17 protein-coding genes are annotated in these 15,228 nt (G+C 54.6%); 9 read left to right on the top strand and 8 right to left on the bottom strand.

Annotated elements, in window-relative coordinates; genetic code table 11:
* Nucleotides 1-17: 17 nt before the first annotated feature.
* From WC370_04600 to WC370_04585, 4 genes are all read right to left on the bottom strand, one after another.
* A complete protein-coding gene (locus tag WC370_04600) occupies nucleotides 18-1,352 on the bottom strand; it encodes a hypothetical protein (protein MFA5308752.1) in 1,335 nt (444 codons plus the stop codon).
* The gene (locus WC370_04595) at nucleotides 1,318-1,560 is read right to left on the bottom strand and encodes a hypothetical protein (GenBank protein MFA5308751.1); all 243 of its coding nucleotides are present in this window, start codon (nucleotides 1,558-1,560) and stop codon (nucleotides 1,318-1,320) included. The genes WC370_04600 and WC370_04595 overlap by 35 nt, the downstream gene beginning before the upstream one ends.
* A gap of 68 nt (nucleotides 1,561-1,628) precedes the next feature.
* Nucleotides 1,629-3,047 carry an MATE family efflux transporter gene (locus WC370_04590; protein MFA5308750.1) on the bottom strand — a complete coding sequence of 473 codons (1,419 nt, stop codon included), beginning with the start codon at nucleotides 3,045-3,047 and terminating at the stop codon, nucleotides 1,629-1,631.
* A 55-nt stretch (nucleotides 3,048-3,102) separates the two neighbouring features.
* Nucleotides 3,103-3,558 carry a MarR family transcriptional regulator gene (locus WC370_04585; GenBank protein ID MFA5308749.1) on the bottom strand — a complete coding sequence of 152 codons (456 nt, stop codon included), beginning with the start codon at nucleotides 3,556-3,558 and terminating at the stop codon, nucleotides 3,103-3,105.
* A 292-nt stretch (nucleotides 3,559-3,850) separates the two neighbouring features.
* On the opposite strand from WC370_04585, the gene WC370_04580 reads away from it, so the two are divergent.
* Both WC370_04580 and WC370_04575 read left to right on the top strand, forming a co-directional pair.
* Nucleotides 3,851-4,129, top strand: a complete 279-nt coding sequence (locus WC370_04580; GenBank protein MFA5308748.1) for a glutaredoxin family protein — start codon at nucleotides 3,851-3,853, stop codon at nucleotides 4,127-4,129.
* Entirely contained in the window at nucleotides 4,129-4,632 is a 504-nt protein-coding gene (locus WC370_04575; protein ID MFA5308747.1) for a ferredoxin-thioredoxin reductase catalytic domain-containing protein, read from the top strand. Before WC370_04580 ends, WC370_04575 begins: the two co-directional genes overlap by 1 nt.
* Nucleotides 4,633-4,676: 44 nt before the next feature.
* Here WC370_04575 and WC370_04570 read toward each other — a convergent pair whose 3' ends face one another.
* Complete coding sequence (locus tag WC370_04570; protein ID MFA5308746.1) at nucleotides 4,677-5,051, bottom strand: ASCH domain-containing protein; 375 nt, start codon at nucleotides 5,049-5,051, stop codon at nucleotides 4,677-4,679.
* The gene (locus WC370_04565) at nucleotides 5,029-6,093 is read right to left on the bottom strand and encodes a hypothetical protein (protein ID MFA5308745.1); all 1,065 of its coding nucleotides are present in this window, start codon (nucleotides 6,091-6,093) and stop codon (nucleotides 5,029-5,031) included. Before WC370_04565 ends, WC370_04570 begins: the two co-directional genes overlap by 23 nt.
* Nucleotides 6,094-6,338: 245 nt before the next feature.
* Between WC370_04565 and WC370_04560 the strand changes: the two genes are divergently transcribed.
* The 7 genes from WC370_04560 (at nucleotide 6,339) to WC370_04530 (ending at nucleotide 13,101) form a co-directional block, all read left to right on the top strand.
* Nucleotides 6,339-7,763, top strand: a complete 1,425-nt coding sequence (locus WC370_04560; protein ID MFA5308744.1) for a hydroxymethylglutaryl-CoA synthase — start codon at nucleotides 6,339-6,341, stop codon at nucleotides 7,761-7,763.
* A gap of 129 nt (nucleotides 7,764-7,892) precedes the next feature.
* Nucleotides 7,893-9,083 carry an acetyl-CoA acetyltransferase gene (locus tag WC370_04555; GenBank protein ID MFA5308743.1) on the top strand — a complete coding sequence of 397 codons (1,191 nt, stop codon included), beginning with the start codon at nucleotides 7,893-7,895 and terminating at the stop codon, nucleotides 9,081-9,083.
* A 141-nt stretch (nucleotides 9,084-9,224) separates the two neighbouring features.
* Nucleotides 9,225-10,439: a CoA transferase gene (locus WC370_04550; protein MFA5308742.1), complete on the top strand. Its 1,215-nt coding sequence runs from the start codon at nucleotides 9,225-9,227 to the stop codon at nucleotides 10,437-10,439.
* Nucleotides 10,440-10,499: 60 nt separating this feature from the next.
* Nucleotides 10,500-10,802 carry a GIY-YIG nuclease family protein gene (locus WC370_04545; GenBank protein ID MFA5308741.1) on the top strand — a complete coding sequence of 101 codons (303 nt, stop codon included), beginning with the start codon at nucleotides 10,500-10,502 and terminating at the stop codon, nucleotides 10,800-10,802.
* Between the two features lie 140 nt (nucleotides 10,803-10,942).
* Entirely contained in the window at nucleotides 10,943-11,881 is a 939-nt protein-coding gene (locus WC370_04540) for an SDR family NAD(P)-dependent oxidoreductase (protein ID MFA5308740.1), read from the top strand.
* Nucleotides 11,882-12,025: 144 nt separating this feature from the next.
* Nucleotides 12,026-12,421: a VOC family protein gene (locus WC370_04535; protein MFA5308739.1), complete on the top strand. Its 396-nt coding sequence runs from the start codon at nucleotides 12,026-12,028 to the stop codon at nucleotides 12,419-12,421.
* Between the two features lie 26 nt (nucleotides 12,422-12,447).
* A complete protein-coding gene (locus WC370_04530) occupies nucleotides 12,448-13,101 on the top strand; it encodes a class I SAM-dependent methyltransferase (GenBank protein MFA5308738.1) in 654 nt (217 codons plus the stop codon).
* A 33-nt stretch (nucleotides 13,102-13,134) separates the two neighbouring features.
* Here WC370_04530 and WC370_04525 read toward each other — a convergent pair whose 3' ends face one another.
* Both WC370_04525 and WC370_04520 read right to left on the bottom strand, forming a co-directional pair.
* The gene (locus tag WC370_04525) at nucleotides 13,135-13,821 is read right to left on the bottom strand and encodes a hypothetical protein (GenBank protein MFA5308737.1); all 687 of its coding nucleotides are present in this window, start codon (nucleotides 13,819-13,821) and stop codon (nucleotides 13,135-13,137) included.
* A gap of 1 nt (nucleotide 13,822) precedes the next feature.
* A complete protein-coding gene (locus tag WC370_04520; GenBank protein MFA5308736.1) occupies nucleotides 13,823-15,214 on the bottom strand; it encodes an MmgE/PrpD family protein in 1,392 nt (463 codons plus the stop codon).
* Nucleotides 15,215-15,228: the final 14 nt, after the last annotated feature.

The raw sequence follows: 15,228 nt of genomic DNA, 5'->3' as shown, positions 1-15,228 counted from the left end.
TATTTTCCATCTGTTGTTTATTTAACCGGGAAAACCGTTTTTTTATCCAGGTAGTCGTCAATATTCAGCGGGAAAAGGGTCTTGGCCAGGCTGTATTTGCCGGAGTCCTCCGGCGTGATGAATTCCGGGTACTCTATGGTCAATGCAGCTTTGTGGCCGTAAACGCGTTGCAGTGTTTCCCTGGCTTCCAGTTCCAGGTTATGCCGGTCCCGGCGGCGGCTCACCAGGTATAAAGTGTAGGTGCCGGGCGCGGTCTGCTCCAGCCGGTACTCGTCGATATCCTGCAGCTGGCTCATGGCCCTATCGAGGCGGTTTAAAGTGACCAGCCGTCCGTCGCCGGTGAGGGTGACGTTGGTCCAGCGGCCTTCTATGGCGCTCACGATGAAGCCGGAGCGCCGGCCGCACTCGCATTTCTGTTCCTCGTCCAGGTGGGCGAAGTCCCCCACGTCGAACCGCAGCATGTAGTACCAGGGGTTGTCGAAGGTGGTCACCAGCATCCGGCCTATATACGGGCCGCCGTGCTCTTTCTTGAGCGGCTGGAAGTCCACCCGGCAGGACCGGCTGTTCTGGTGGAATTTGCCCGCCTCGCACTGCATGAAAACATAGCCGGCCTCGGTGCTGCCGTAAGAGCTGACCACGGGGTTCTTAAAAACACGGTTCACCTGCCGCAAGTGTATTTTTGAGGGAAATTCATACGTTAAGACGATTATGCCCGGCTGGTAGACCTCTTTATCGTTTTCGTAGATGTAGCGGCACAGTCTGGCCAGGAAAGAGGGATTGGCTTCCAGCACGGCGGGCCTGAAAATATCCAGCTCCGCTATCATCCGGTCCATCAGCCGGGGCGTCCAGGCGGTGACGTCCGTCTTTTCGTTGAGGTAGAGGAACCGCCCCAGCCGCCTTTTTTCAAAGGGGAGGTCTTCCTTGTCCGAGACAATCCCCACGTTGCGCGCGTTGACCAGGATGGCTTCCGCGTGACTGCCCGTGGCCAGCCGCGCCGCGTGCGCGTTAAGCTCCCAGGAGGCTTCTTCCGAGGCGTCCCACCACCCCTGGTTCCAGATATTGGTTACCCGGATCGCGTCGCTGGAGCCGCTGGTCTCCACGAAGCTGATTTCTTGGTCCGCCAGTCCCTTTTCGATATCCTTGTCCGGCGGCACGAAGCCCCGGGGGAAATGCTCGCGTATGTCATTTTTGGTCAGCGCCGGCAGGGCGGCGTAGCGCTCGTCCGGGGGACGGGTGGGGCCGGGGTCCAGGGCCCGCCAGGAGGCATAAGCGCCCAGGTTTTCCAGGGAATACTCCAGCATTTCCAGCGATTTTTCTTTATATTCCTCTGAAAATTCCGGGTATAAAGACATTATCTAACCTTTCCAGGCAGCGACCAGGTTGAGTGTGCGCAGGGCGCGTAAAGTGACCCACTTGCTGGGCTGCTTTTTTAGCCTCGGCCAGTTCTTTGCCGCCGGCTTTAACCAGGTCGCGCAGGGCCAAGTATCTCGCGCCGGGGTCGGCGGGTTCCAGGAGCCAGTCGATGGGCTTAAGCGATGCTTTTTCTGCGGTCACGGGCATATCACCGGACAGCTTTGTATCTCAAGCGGCGCAGGCGGCATCGTTATCAACCACTATATTAGCGGATATCAGGAGCGGTGTCCAACCGGCGTCTGGTTCGGCTCGAGCTTTTGTTTGTCCTGCTCTTCCTTGACGGAAGCCCGGCGGAACTCCTTGATAACCGGTATGAGGAGCAGTATGGTCAGGACCAGAGTAAACGCGTCCGCGGTGGGGAAGGAGAGGAAAACGCCGGACAGCCCGAACATGCGGGGCAAGAATATCGCTGCCGGTATGAGGAATAAAGCCGGCCTGGCTACGGCGGTAATGAAAGCCTGTACCGCTTTGCCGATGGACATGAAGGAGGTAGATCCCACCATCACCAGGCCCATCACGGGCATGCTCCAGAATACCAGCCGGGAGGCGTAGGCGCCCGCTTCTACCAGTGCCGGGTCCGTATTGAATATCTTGATAATGGGTCCCGGTATGAAAATCAGCACGGCGAAAGCTAAAATACTGGCCGTGGTGGAGGCGATGGCCGCTATCTTTAAAGCCTTGAGGGCGAGGGAATAGCGCTTGGCGCCGTAGTTAAAGCCCAGGATAGGCTGCACGCCCTGTCCGATGACCATGGCCGGCATGGTGGCGAACATCATTACCCGCTGGATGATGCCGAAGGCGGCAAGGTAAATATCCCCGCCGTAAGAGACCACTTCACGCAGTATGAACATGGCGGAAAGGCTGCTGGCCACCGTCTGCACGAAGGAAGACACGCCGATACTGAACATCCCCTTCAGGATGGAGCCGTCCAGCCGCATGTTCTTAACGTGGAACTTGAGGTAGCTGCTGCCGGAAAGGTAATAAATGCCAAGGTAGATCAGCATGACCGTCTGGGCGATGACCGTGCCCAGCGCCGCGCCGGTGACGCCCATGTGCATCCTCAGGATGAATAAAGCGTCCAGGATGATGTTCAGACCGGCGCCGATGATATTGGCTATCATGCCCACCCGGGCGTTGCCCTCCGCCCGGACGAAGTTCAGCAGCGTCATGCCGATAAGGTTGAAGATCGTGGCGCTGACGATGATTACCAGGTACTTCCGGGCATAAGGGAGCACGTTATCGGACGCGCCGATGAGGCGCAGGAAACCGTTGATATTGGGTAGTATGATAGCGGTTATCACCACGGAAAGAATGATGATGCAGGTGATGCCGTTGCCCAGGGTGCGTTCGGCTTTTTCATTTTGGCCCGACCCGATAAAACGGGAGATAAGCGAGGTGCCGCCCATGCCCACCATCATGGCGATGCCCATGAAAAGCATCTGTACCGGGAAAACGATAGACAGGCCGGCGATGGCCGTCTCCCCGTCCGGGGTATGGCCGATAAATATGGTATTGACGACGTTATACAGCGTCTGGACGAACATCCCCATGAAGGCCGGCGTGGCCAGTTTGAAAAGCAGGCCGCCTACCTTTTCGGTATCCAGGACGTTGTGGGTGTGGTTCGGTTGTTTCATCGGTGCTTATATTCTTTCTAGTCGGACAAGGTAAAACGGGACAGGGTCTCCCGGGCTACTGTAACTTGAACAGGGTGTCCCGCAGGCTCCGCAATGAGCTCGTTAGCGCTTCCAGTTCATCGTCGCTGAGCGAAGCCATGTTTTCCCTAACGGAATTGATGACCATGTTGTCCTGCTCCTCCAGCACTTTTCTGCCTTTTTCCGTAAGGGTAATGTTAAAGGTACGCCGGTCCACGGCATCCATCTCCCGGTTCACGAATCCCAGCTCCACCAGTTTATCGATGAGGTGGGTCATCTGGGCTTTGGCCACCAGGAGCCTTTCCCCGATTTTAGCCGGGTGCTGCGTGCCTTCTTGCTGCAGCACTCTCATGATTTCAAAATGCAGCAGCTTGATATCCACATCCAGATCATCGAGGGTGGTCATCGCGAGTTTTCTGCGGACCAGCCGGAAAATAAGAGGCGGCACGGAAAGTAAATCGGCGGCTACCCTGCTCAGTATTTCACCACGCATCTTTACCGGCCTCCTGAAAAATCGGGGTTCGGTTGGTATATAACATAAACAGTTTAAAATCTATATAGTAACAATTATATACAATCTATCGTGGAAAAACAATAGCCCGATGCAATTATGCTATCGCCTGTATTTTCTTTGGTTTTACATTCGGCCGGGCATGGTACTATACTCTTTGGTGAAATAATTCAAACCGGGTGCTCTTTATCGTTAATAGCGACTTTTGTCATTGGTGCGGTGTGCTAGAATTTAGTTAGTAAAGATTGAATAATGGTGAAGGAGGCCTGGTTTTATGGCTTTGAATCACGTTGCCGGTAAGAATAAGGGCAAGATAATGCTTTATGCCTTGAGCACCTGCGGCTGGTGTAAAAAGACCAAGGGGTTACTCAATGAGCTGGGTGTGGAGTACGATTATACCGATGTTGACCTGCTTAAAGGGGCGGAGCAGGAAGCTGTAATTAAGGAAATTACCAAGTACAATCCGGACTGCAATTTCCCCACCATGGTCATAAATTCGCAAAAATGCATCATCGGCTTCAAAGAGGATGATATCCGGGAGGCTTTAAAGTAATGGCGGACATCACGCCGGCGGAAATCGACCGGCTATATGAAAAGCTGGATAAAGAGGCGGCCTCGGCCGGCTACAACTTGAACCCGGAAAAAGCCATGACCCGAGAGCTTTTAAACGGCCTGCTGATGAACCAGCAGCGCTATGGCTATCCTTCCTGCCCCTGCCGCCTGGCCTCCGGTAAAAAAGAAGCAGACCTGGACATCATCTGTCCCTGTGATTACCGCGACCCGGACCTGGAGGATTTCGGCGCCTGCTATTGCAGTCTCTACGTGTCCAAAGGGGTGGCGGAGGGTAAGGAAAAAGCCCGGTCTATCCCGGAGCGCCGCCCCTCCCGGGATAAAAGGCTCAAGGTGAAAGAGGAAAAAAAGGAAGCAACCATATCATCGCTGCCGCTGCCGGTCTGGCGCTGCAAGGTCTGCGGCTACCTGTGCGCCCGGGAAGTCCCGCCCGGCGTTTGCCCTATCTGTAAAGCCGGCAAAGAGCGCTTCGAGCGTTTTATTTAGCCGGGTGTGCAGTTATTTAAATTTAATATTTGAATATTGATAATTCAAGCATTCAAATACATGAATGATTGTGGAGGCCCCAATACTGTCAAATGATTTAGAGAATATGGGTTATCATATTCCTTCTGGTTTTTTATCTTGATGGCATAGCCTTTGGATTGTTTCCCAAAATATTCATAGAAAAATTTTTTACTTATTCCTGATTCATTTTTTGTGCGAGCCCAGAGGGATTCTATATCATCATAAATAATTTCTTCAATTTCAAATTCACCAATTACGCATTTTTTAGGGCTTGAAGCGTACACGATTACAGTATTGATGTTTTTCCTAGTAAAAATAGTTTTACGGTATTCGTATTTCTTGAGTCCACTAAATATATCTCTAGCAAATTTAGGCTTAACGGATAATAAGACGTACATCAATACCCCCAGAATCAGCGATTTTTAGGAATTGTTCTTGGGATAATGGTAAAAATCCCCAACGATTTTTTCTATCTAGTCCTATTTCTTCTGCAAGTGTTTTTCTGATCACACGTTTTGTAAACGCTGCACTATATAACAATTTAACGATGTATAATATTTTCCTATTCCACCATTGTCTTAACTCTTTTTCTCCGAATACACTATATGGCTGAACATATTTTAGGTACTCATTCACATCTTTGAAACTATTTCTAGTACGCATCTCCTCAACTGTGCATAAAGAAGTAGCAACCGAGCGATATTCGGCTGGTCCTAGGCTGTCTGTCATTCTGTAAACAACAACCAAGTCTCTAGGATGTAGATTTTCGACACCGTCCATTGAACAAATATAATTCTTACTAATGCTATTTGTATGAGAAATGTCAGAAAGCAAATCATAGCTTTCTGTTTTTAATATTGAATCTGGAAAAAGCTGTGAATGCCATTCAGGGCGGATGGCTAGAAGGTAGAAATTAACTCTCCTTATATCTATTAAGGGATAATCCTTCCGTAAGTTTCCTGTAAGTGATTGGGGGTTGAAGCTTTTAACTAATACGTTTTCTTTGCCGTTAGGAGTGTTTTTTATATTACCTTCCGACCTAAATCCAAACTCCTCTAGCATTTCAATGAGACGTTTATGGTGCGGAAAAACAGTGATATATATTTCGTCTGCGCGATCAACAATAGCTCGGTCAAATGCTTTTTTAATTAGACGTTCGCCGAGCCTTGTTCCGTGAGCATCAACTTTCAAAGTACCTATTTTAATGCGTTTTCCATTGGGTAGCGGCGGAGTGACATCAATTACTTCACCAATCTCTGGCTTTAAGTACATAAAGCCGGTCAGTTTTTCATCAGTATACTGAACGTAGGCTTGCGCTTGCTCCGAAATTTTGCGTTTATACCATTCGGCGAATTCCTGATAGTCTTTTTTTAAACTATCAAAAAAAGGGTCATTTAAAGGAATATCTCCAAAATGTTTAATTTCAAATGTTTGTTTCAATTAAACACCAATTATCAAAAACAAGTTGAACTCAATATATCATACATAAGTGGCCATTTCAATATTATGTTTATTCTATAAAGATACTACTTCTCTAATTTGACACTATTCTCGCCATCGCATTAAGATATTTATAACACCGGATACTGGTATATTTTCCCTTTTTGAAACGCCCTCTAATTCTCGTCCGGGATTCAAATGCCGTAAAAACGGCCCGTTACCGGCAAAGAAAGGAAAACTGACAGATGGCAGGAATAACATCGGTAGGGGTTTATATCCCGATATTCAGACTCAACCGTGAAGAAATCGGCCGGATGTGGGGCGGCCGCAATGCCGGCGGCGCTAAAGCCGTGGCCGGCTATGACGAAGATACGCTCACCATGGCTGTGGCGGCGGCGCTCGATTGTCTCAAGCGGGGCGGCCAGAAAGCCGGGGGCCTGTCTTTAGCGACGACCACCGCCCCGTACCGCGAAAAGCTGGCCGCGGCGATGGTGGTAAGTGCCGCCGACCTCGCTGCCGAGTGCCACGCGGCGGACTATACGGACTCGTTAAGGGCGGGGACAGCCGCCCTGAAAGCCGCCTTGGATGCCGTCAGCGCCGGTTCGGTAAAACAATCACTCGTAGTCGCTTCTGATACGCGCCAGGCGGCGGCCAAGGGCGCCCTGGAGCAGAACCTGGGCGACGGCGCGGCGGCCCTGATGGTCGGCGCGGAAAAAGTTATCGCCGAGGTTGAAGGCAGCTATTCGCTGTGCAGCGACTTTACGGATATCTGGCGCACGGACGAGGATAAGTTCCCCCGCTACGCCGAGGGGCGCTTCATCGATGACGTGGGCTATCTGCCCCTGATGCAGTCGGTCATCGAAGGCCTGCTCAAGAAGAACAAGCTGGCTTTATCTGACTTTGCCGGTGTGGTCTATTACGCCGGGGACGCCCGCCAGCACGCGGCTCTGGCCCGGAGATTGAAGCTGGATAAAGCGCAGGTACAGGACCCGCTCTATAATCAAATCGGCAATACCGGCGCGGCGGCGGGCTTTCTGATGCTGGCGGCGGCGCTGGAAAAGGCTAAACCCGGCGACCGCATTCTCTTCGCCGGTTACGGTGACGGCGCGGATGCCTTTATCCTCCACGCTACTGATGAAATCAGGAAATTCCAGGAAACCCCCGTTATTGCATCGCGCCTGGCGGGAAAAACGCCCATTACCTACGGGCAGTACCTTACCTGGCGCGGCCTGGTGCCGGTGGAAGCTTCCACCCTGCCGGAGCGCTCGGCGCTGTCTTTGCAGAGTCGTTGGCGGGAGCGCCAGGTTATCACTACCCTTACCGGCGTAAAGTGCCGGAAATGCGGCACGCCGCAGATGAACCAGATAGGGCAGGCGTCCCGGGTCTGCGTCAGCTGCCAGACCAAGGATGATTTCGAGCCTTATAAATTCTCGGATAAGAAAGCCGTGCTCTTCACCTACGCCATCGACCAGCTTATGCCTACCCTCAATCCGCCCGGCGTCAACGGCGCTATCGACTTCGAGGGCGGCGGCCGGCTGATTTGTGAGCTGACCGACTGCGATGCGAGTAAAGTGTCCGTGGGCATGACGGTGGAGATGACTTACCGCAAGATGTTCACCAGCCGCGGCATCAACAACTATTTCTGGAAAGCCAGGCCGGTTACGGAATAAGAATGACGCAGCTCACCCTGAGCGCGTCGAAGGGTGAGCCAATGGCACCGCTATGGTTCCCTTCGGCAAGCTCAGGGTAAACTAACAGCTCACCATGAGCGGGTCTTGTGAATAACCAGGAGGATAAAAATGGAAAGTATTAAAGATAAAGTCGCCATCGTGGGCATGGGCTGCACCAAGTTCGGGGAGCGGTGGGATAAAGGGGTGGAAGACCTCATCGTGGAGGCCGCCTACGAGGCTTTTGAGGACGCCGGCATCGGCCCTAAAGATATCCAGGCGGCCTGGGTGGGCACCGTCTTTTCCGGCCTTTCCGCTATCACCCTTTCCCCCCTCCAGCTCCAGTACATCCCCATGACCCGGGTGGAAAACATGTGCGCCACCGGCTCGGAGGCCCTGCGGGCGGCCAGCTACGCGGTTGCCGCCGGCGTGTGTGATATCGCCCTGGCGGTGGGGGTGGAAAAGCTCAAGGACTCCGGCGCCACCGGCGTCAAGGGTCCCAGCGTGGTCGGTGATAACCAGGACGGCAGCTCCGGCATCGGCCCCGGCTACAGCGCCCCGGCCTCTTTCGCCTACCTCGCCACCCGCTATTTTCACGATTATCATATCAAGCCGGAAGACGGCAAGCGCATCCTGGCGCAGATTGCCGTCAAGAACCACCACAACGGCTGTCTGAACCCCAAGGCGCATTTCCAGAACGAGCTGACCATCGACCAGGTAGTGAACGCGCCCATCGTCGCCTGGCCCCTGGGTCTGTTCGATTGCTGCGGCGTCAGTGACGGCGCCGCCGTGGCTATCGTGACGCGGGCGGATATGGCGAAAAAGTTCCGCCCCGACCCCGTTTACATCAAGGCTTTACAGGTCACGGTGGGCGCGCGGCAGGGCGCTATGATGCAGGATTACGACTTCGTCCACATGGAGGAGAATGTCCGCGGCTCTAAACAGGCATACGCTGATGCCGGTATCACCAATCCCCGGAAGGAAATCAGCTGCGCTGAGGTACACGATTGCTTCTCCGTCCACGAGATGATAGTCTATGAAGACCTGGGCTTTAGCCCCCGCGGCCGCGCCCCGGAGGATATAGCCGCCGGCACTTTCAGCCTCAAAGGAGAGTTGCCCATCAATACGGACGGTGGTTTAAAGTGCTTCGGGCACCCTCTCGGCGCTTCCGGCCTGCGCATGATGTACGAGATGTACAAGCAGCTCCAGGGCAAGGCCGGCCCCCGGCAGGTGAAAAACCCGCGTCTGGCGCTGACCCACAACCTGGGCGGCAACGCCGGTACGGGCGTTTGCTCCTGCTTTATCGTGGGGAACGAGAAGTAGAACAGAGCTGTCATTCTGAGGGAGTCCTGATGGACTCGGGACGACCGTGAGAATCTCAGGGTGGGGTTGTTATACCCCACACCACCCCGAGATCCTTCGCTTCGCTCAGGATGACAATCATTTACGCAAGGAGGCATCATTATGAAAATGGCTCTTGAAGGCATCCGGGTATTGGACGTTTCCGAGGCCGGTCTGGCCCCTGTCTGCTGCCGCATCCTGGCGGATATGGGCGCGGAGGTCATTAAGGTGGAGCGTACGGAAGGCGGCGACCAGACCCGCGGTATCCTGAAAATCAGCGGCAACGTGCCCGTCTATGATATCAACTACGTGCTGGAATTCTATAATTTGAATAAAAAGGGCATTACCCTGAACCTCAAGATGAAAGAGGGGCGGGATATTCTCTATAAGCTGGTGGAAAAATCGGACGTGTTCGTCTGCAATTTCCGCCCGCACGCTTTAAAGGATTTAGGGCTGGAATACAAAGACATCTCCAGGCTGAACCCTAAAATCATTTACACCCACCTTTCCGGCTACGGCCTCCACGGCCCGGAAAAGGACGTCGGCGCTTATGACTTCGTTGGCTACTGGGCGCGCAGCGGCGTGATGGCTTCGCTCGGGGAGCCGGGCACGTCCCTGCCCTTCCAGGTGCCGGGCTTCGGCGATAACACCACCGGCATGTACGCCGCCTGCGCTATCATGATGGCCTTGTTCCACCGCGAGCGCACCGGCGAAGGCCAGGAGGTCTGCGTTTCTTTAGTGGGCGGGGGGATATGGTCGATGGGCATCGTCCTTTCCTCGGTGCTGGCTACCGGCATGGAGTACGGCCGCATCTCGCGCACCAACCAGAGCAACCCCATCTTTAACAGCTACGAGTGTTCCGATGGACGCTGGATACAGTTGGCCTGCATCCAGGGCGACCGCTACTGGGCGGGGGTCTGCAAGGCTTTGGAGTTGGGCGGGCTGGAGACCGACCCCAAGTACAGCACCCATGAAAAACGCATGGAGAACAATAAAGAGCTAATCCTCATCCTGGATAAAGTTTTTAAAGCTAAAACGCAAAAGGAATGGGCGGAGCGGCTGGCCAAAGAGAACATCATCTGGACGTCCGTCAAGACTCCCGGCGAAGTCGTCGCCGACCCCACCCCCTGGGCGGACGGCTATTTTAGGGAAATCGACCACCCCGTGGGGCGCAAGCTGAAGGTTATCATGCCGCCCTGGGAGTTCAGCAAGACCCCTACCACCGTCCGCAACACCGCCCCGGAGTTCGGCCAGCACACGGAGGAAATCCTTACCGGCGTCCTCGGCATGGACTGGGATGAGATAACTGAATTAAAAGATAAAAAGGTCATAGCGTAGCACTGGTTGTCATTCTGGAGCGTAGCGAAGAATCAGGCGGGGAGAGGTTAAGGCCGCAAAATGAAAGAATATTATGTATATATTCTTGCTAACAAACGCGGAGCTCTCTATACCGGAGTAACCAGCGATTTGGAACGCCGTGTTTATGAGCATAAGAACAAAATATTTGAAGGTTTCACAAAGAAATATAATATTGATCGGATCGTATATTATGAAACTACCAATGACATAAATGCAGCTATAACCAGGGAAAAACAAATAAAGGGTCTATTGAGAAGTAAAAAGCTTGAGCTAATAAAACAAATGAACCCAAGAATGGATGACTTAAGCGAATCCTGGTTGGAAAAGGCTGTTAAAGAATGACCACGCGCCTCCAGATTCTTCGTCCCGATTTCATCGGGACTCCAGAATGACAATATCATCATTAACGTGTAAATACAACGAATATTTGGAAGACAGGATTCTGCAGAGAAAGAAAAGTCGATACACCGGGAGGTCTTTTTATGGGTGATTTACTGAAGGGAAAAGTGGCGGTGGTCACGGGCGCCGGCAAAGGCCTGGGCCGCGCCGAGGCTCTGGGCATGGCGGCCCAGGGCGCTAAAGTAGTGGTCAATGACCTGGGCGCCGCTACCGATGGCTCCGGCGTCTCCCGCGGTCCCGCCGAGGATGTCGTTGAGGAGATTAAAAAGGCCGGCGGTGAAGCCGTTCCCAGCTTTGCCAGCGTGGGCACGGTGGCCGGGGCGGAAAGCATTATCCGGACCGCCGTGGACAGCTTTGGCCGACTCGATATTCTGGTCAATAACGCCGGTTTTAACCGCGACCGCATGATATACAATATCTCGGACGAGGAGTGGGACAACGTCATCCAGGTGAATTTGAGCGGCACTTTTTACTGCACCCGGGCGGCCTGCAAGGTGATGCGCCAGCAGAACTACGGGCGCATTATCAGCACCTCCTCCCACGCCGGGCTGGGCAACATGGGACAGGCCAATTACGGGGCGGCCAAGGAGGGCATCGTGGGGATGACGCGTACTGTGGCGCGGGACATGGCGCGCTATGGCGTCACCTGCAACGTTATCCGCCCGGTGGCCGGGACGCGCGGCTTCGTGGAGATGGTCCAGGGCAAAGGACTCCGGGAGGCCTGGATTAAGATGTGGGGGCAGGAGACTGCCGAGCGCCGTTTGAAGCAGATGCTGGAGCTTAACCAGCCGGAGGACGTGGCCGCTTTGGTCGTCTATCTGGCCGGTGAAAAGGCCGATAACGTAAACGGCTGCGTTTTCGAGGTCTGGCACGGGCACATCGGCATTTACGTTGACCCGCCGCCGGTGGAGCAGGTACTCTGGAAGGACGGCCGCTGGACGCCGGAAGAGCTCACCGAGACCATGCCTTCCACCCTCACCAAAGACAAGGTGCATGATTTGCCGGCCATTTTCCCGTTCTAGGCAATAGCCGTCATTCCAGCGCAGGCAGCATACCCCGTATGTTAATCGGGGCTGGAATCCATATACGAATTACTATTATCTGGAACTTATTGGCTGATTCCGGCCTAGGCCGGAATGACAGGGAGTAAATAAAGGAGGACGCTAATGGTTAATAAAATCGACCATATTGGTATAGTGGTAAAAGACCTGGAACAGGCCGCTAAAACCTACACTGAATTGTTTGGCTTTAAGGTGGTGGAAAAAATGGATGGCCCCGGCGGCGAGTTCAAAAACGTGATGATGGCCGCGGGTGATATCCGCATCGAGATTTTCCAGCCCCTGAAAGAGGGGAGCTTTTCCCGCTTTCTGGAGGAAAAGGGCGGCGGCCTGCACCATGTCTCCTTCCTGACCGACGATATTGTGAAAGAAATCAAGGCACTGAAAGCTAAAGGGAAAAAGCTCCAGAACGAGGAGCCTATGCAGCTCCCCGGCGCTAAAATCGCTTTTGTCCACCCCTCCGCCGCCGAGAACGTCCTTATCGAGCTGGTGGAGCGGGGCTAGTTTACCGCCGTTAAAAGGAAAAAATAATGCCTTTGGAAGAAATGGGCTCTTTTTTTAATGCTCGCGTTGACCTGTACGAGCACCACATGCTCCAGGACCTGGACAGCGCCGCCGTTTATATAGAGATGGCCACCCTGGTTCCGGCCGCTAAGGGCTTGAAGCTGCTGGATTTAGGCTGCGGCACCGGGCTGGAGCTGGATGAAATCTTTAAAGTTAATCCTGCGGTGCAGGTAACGGGTATTGACCTGGCGGAGAAGATGCTGGCCAAGCTGCGCCGGAAACACGCCGCCAGGAAAAGCCGGCTAAACCTCATACTGGCGGATTATTTTGCTTATGATTTCGGCCAAAATACGTATGATGTTGCTCTTGCCGCGGAAACGCTCCATCATTTTACCCCTGAAGAAAAAACCGGGCTTTACCGCAAAATCCGCGTCGCCTTAAAGCCGGACGGCCTCTATATCGAGTCGGACTACGTGGCGCCGGACCAGGCGTTCCAGGACGCCCGCTTCGCGGAGAGTAAACGCCTCCGCGCCGAGCAGGGGATAGCCGCGGGATTATTTCACTTTGACACGCCGTGCACCGTGGCTAATCAGATTGAGATGCTGCAAAAGGCGGGTTTTAGCAAGGTGGAGCTGGTCAGCCGGCACGGCAACGGCGCTACTATTAAAGCCGCCAAATAGCTGTACTTTTGGGGTCGCAGGACAGGAACGCCGTCAGTCCCCCACCGTGTCCGGCTCGTAAAAGCGCAGCTCCGAGCCGTCGCCGGTAGTCACCGCAAAAAGCCGCGCCCCCCAGGGCTCCTGTTTTACCGGCGTCATCTCCAGCCACCCGTTGGCTATTATCTGCTGCCGCAGTTTGTCCAGCCCCCATATCTTGATGAACCCGGCTACGGATTCGGCTGGCTGGCCGCGCATCAGCTGCATGTAGGGGCTGCGGTTGCCCGGCGCGCTGGCTTTCAGGTGCGGGGAAATCAGCCCGTAAAGCCCCTTGCCGGAGGCGTCTCTGGCTTCCACCACCCCCGGCCACCCCAGCACTTTTTGAAACCACAGCAGGGTAGAGTCCATGTCCAGCGTGTAGTAAATGGCGTTATTTTCCAGCACGAAATGCCCGTTAATCTCCGCCGACTCCAAAAACAGGCTTTTATGCCGGTCATCGGTAATAATGCGGTCGATGGTAGGCTGGTCGCAACAGGTGAGTATATCCATGAGGTCGGTCATACTCAGCCGTCCGCCGCAGGCGGCAATGAACTCCTGCCCCTTTTCCGTTTCCCCCAGCCCGGCCAGGGCAAAATCGCTGAAAGGCACCTCGTTTTCCGCCAGCCGCAGCAGTTCTTTTTGCCCTTTCAGGGACAGCCGCTTCAGGCAGAACGCGCCCAGTTTCAGCAGCTCATTTCTTTCCATTTCACGCAACTAAAAGCGGCATCAGCTTCCGCACACTGTCGAATTTATCCAGGTTTTGCAGCGCTTCCAGCAGGTATTCGGCTTTCTTTTGGGTGATTTTCTGGGAGAAATTCACGTTGGTCCAGAACTTGGCCAGTATATCGTCGTGGGTCATGGGGTTGCGCTGCGGGTCGCCTTTCACGTCCGTCACGTTTTCCGTCAGTTTCCGGCCGTCTTTAAGCAGCAGAGTCATCCTGGCTTTTTCAAACTCCACGTCCGCGGCGTGTATCAACCTGATTTTCCTGATGAACTCCGGAATCTGCGGGTTGCGTATCGCTGTCTCGGTGAAGTGCTCCGGCTTGACCGCGCCGAATATGAGCGCCGTCGCCACCACGTATTCGTAGCTGAAAGCGGCGTTGCCGTGCGGGAATGTCCCTATTTTGAAGGGGTGCCCGCAAATATGGTCGATGCCCCCCTGGGCGAGCTCCAGGTGGACCGACTCTATGTCCTCGGCGATGAGGTTGTACTTGCGCTTGAGCGCCAGCGCCGCGTCGATGGCGGCATGGGGTATGCGGCAGCAGGGATAGGGCTTTATCGTGCTGTCGTAATAGTATTGCACGCCCAGGTCGGCGGTCAGCGCCTCCGGTTTCTGGCAGCCTTCGGTGAACATCTGGTAGTACCCGAATTTGCTCAATAGCGCGTCCTCCGGCCCGGTCCAGCCGGCTTTAGCGAGCTGCGCGGACAGGATGCCCGACCGCCCGGACAGCCCCTGCGGCAGCTTGAAGGCCATCGTGCCGTCCCAGATTATCTGAAAGGTGCCGCCCACCTGGTTGAGCACGATGCCCATGGCGTTTCTCAATTGCGTTTTATCCAGCTTGAGCAGCCTCCCGGCGATGGCCGCCGCCGCGAAGGCGTTGACCGTGCCGGTGCCGTCCCAGCCTAAAGAAAAGCCGAAGCCGGAAGCCGCCAGCAGGCGTGCCGCGATATCGTCCCCCACCAGCAATGCTTCAATCATTTCCTTGCCGGTGGCGTTCACCGCTTCCGCCATGGCCAGCGCCGTGGGTACGGTGGTGCCGCTGGTGTGCCCCGGGCAGCTCACGCCGTCCACCATCGGGCTTACCGGCTCGAAGTCGAACGAGCGCGCCATGGCGCAGTTGATTAGCGCCGCTTCCCCGGCCGGTACCCTGCCCCCGTGTACGAGTATGGTGGCTTCCTTTTTGCCGCCGTTTTCCAGCAGCAGCCCGGCCAGCTCTTGATTGCCGGTATCCGCGGCGCCGCCTATCAGGCAGCCCAGCGTGTCTATAATGCGGTACTTGGTGGCTTCCAGCAGGGCGGCATCGAAGCTTTCAAAGCGCGTGTCCAGCGCATTGGCCGCCATTCTTTCGATGGCGGTAGGTTCCCCGGTCGTGTTCATCTTAACACCTCCTG

The organism is Dehalococcoidales bacterium, assembly GCA_041652735.1.
Classification (GTDB): Bacteria; Chloroflexota; Dehalococcoidia; order Dehalococcoidales; family RBG-16-60-22; genus RBG-13-51-18.
The sequence above is the reverse complement of the archived record's forward strand: the minus strand, read 5'-3'. Positions and strand labels throughout refer to the sequence as shown.

Coding starts and splice junctions, on each gene's coding strand:
- WC370_04600 (MFA5308752.1), bottom strand. CDS start 1,352: ATGTCTTTATACCCGGAATTTTCAGAGGAATATAAAGAAAAATCGCTG.
- WC370_04595 (MFA5308751.1), bottom strand. CDS start 1,560: ATGCCCGTGACCGCAGAAAAAGCATCGCTTAAGCCCATCGACTGGCTC.
- WC370_04590 (MFA5308750.1), bottom strand. CDS start 3,047: ATGAAACAACCGAACCACACCCACAACGTCCTGGATACCGAAAAGGTA.
- WC370_04585 (MFA5308749.1), bottom strand. CDS start 3,558: ATGCGTGGTGAAATACTGAGCAGGGTAGCCGCCGATTTACTTTCCGTG.
- WC370_04580 (MFA5308748.1), top strand. CDS start 3,851: ATGGCTTTGAATCACGTTGCCGGTAAGAATAAGGGCAAGATAATGCTT.
- WC370_04575 (MFA5308747.1), top strand. CDS start 4,129: ATGGCGGACATCACGCCGGCGGAAATCGACCGGCTATATGAAAAGCTG.
- WC370_04570 (MFA5308746.1), bottom strand. CDS start 5,051: ATGTACGTCTTATTATCCGTTAAGCCTAAATTTGCTAGAGATATATTT.
- WC370_04560 (MFA5308744.1), top strand. CDS start 6,339: ATGGCAGGAATAACATCGGTAGGGGTTTATATCCCGATATTCAGACTC.
- WC370_04555 (MFA5308743.1), top strand. CDS start 7,893: ATGGAAAGTATTAAAGATAAAGTCGCCATCGTGGGCATGGGCTGCACC.
- WC370_04550 (MFA5308742.1), top strand. CDS start 9,225: ATGAAAATGGCTCTTGAAGGCATCCGGGTATTGGACGTTTCCGAGGCC.
- WC370_04545 (MFA5308741.1), top strand. CDS start 10,500: ATGAAAGAATATTATGTATATATTCTTGCTAACAAACGCGGAGCTCTC.
- WC370_04540 (MFA5308740.1), top strand. CDS start 10,943: ATGGGTGATTTACTGAAGGGAAAAGTGGCGGTGGTCACGGGCGCCGGC.
- WC370_04535 (MFA5308739.1), top strand. CDS start 12,026: ATGGTTAATAAAATCGACCATATTGGTATAGTGGTAAAAGACCTGGAA.
- WC370_04530 (MFA5308738.1), top strand. CDS start 12,448: ATGCCTTTGGAAGAAATGGGCTCTTTTTTTAATGCTCGCGTTGACCTG.
- WC370_04525 (MFA5308737.1), bottom strand. CDS start 13,821: ATGGAAAGAAATGAGCTGCTGAAACTGGGCGCGTTCTGCCTGAAGCGG.
- WC370_04520 (MFA5308736.1), bottom strand. CDS start 15,214: ATGAACACGACCGGGGAACCTACCGCCATCGAAAGAATGGCGGCCAAT.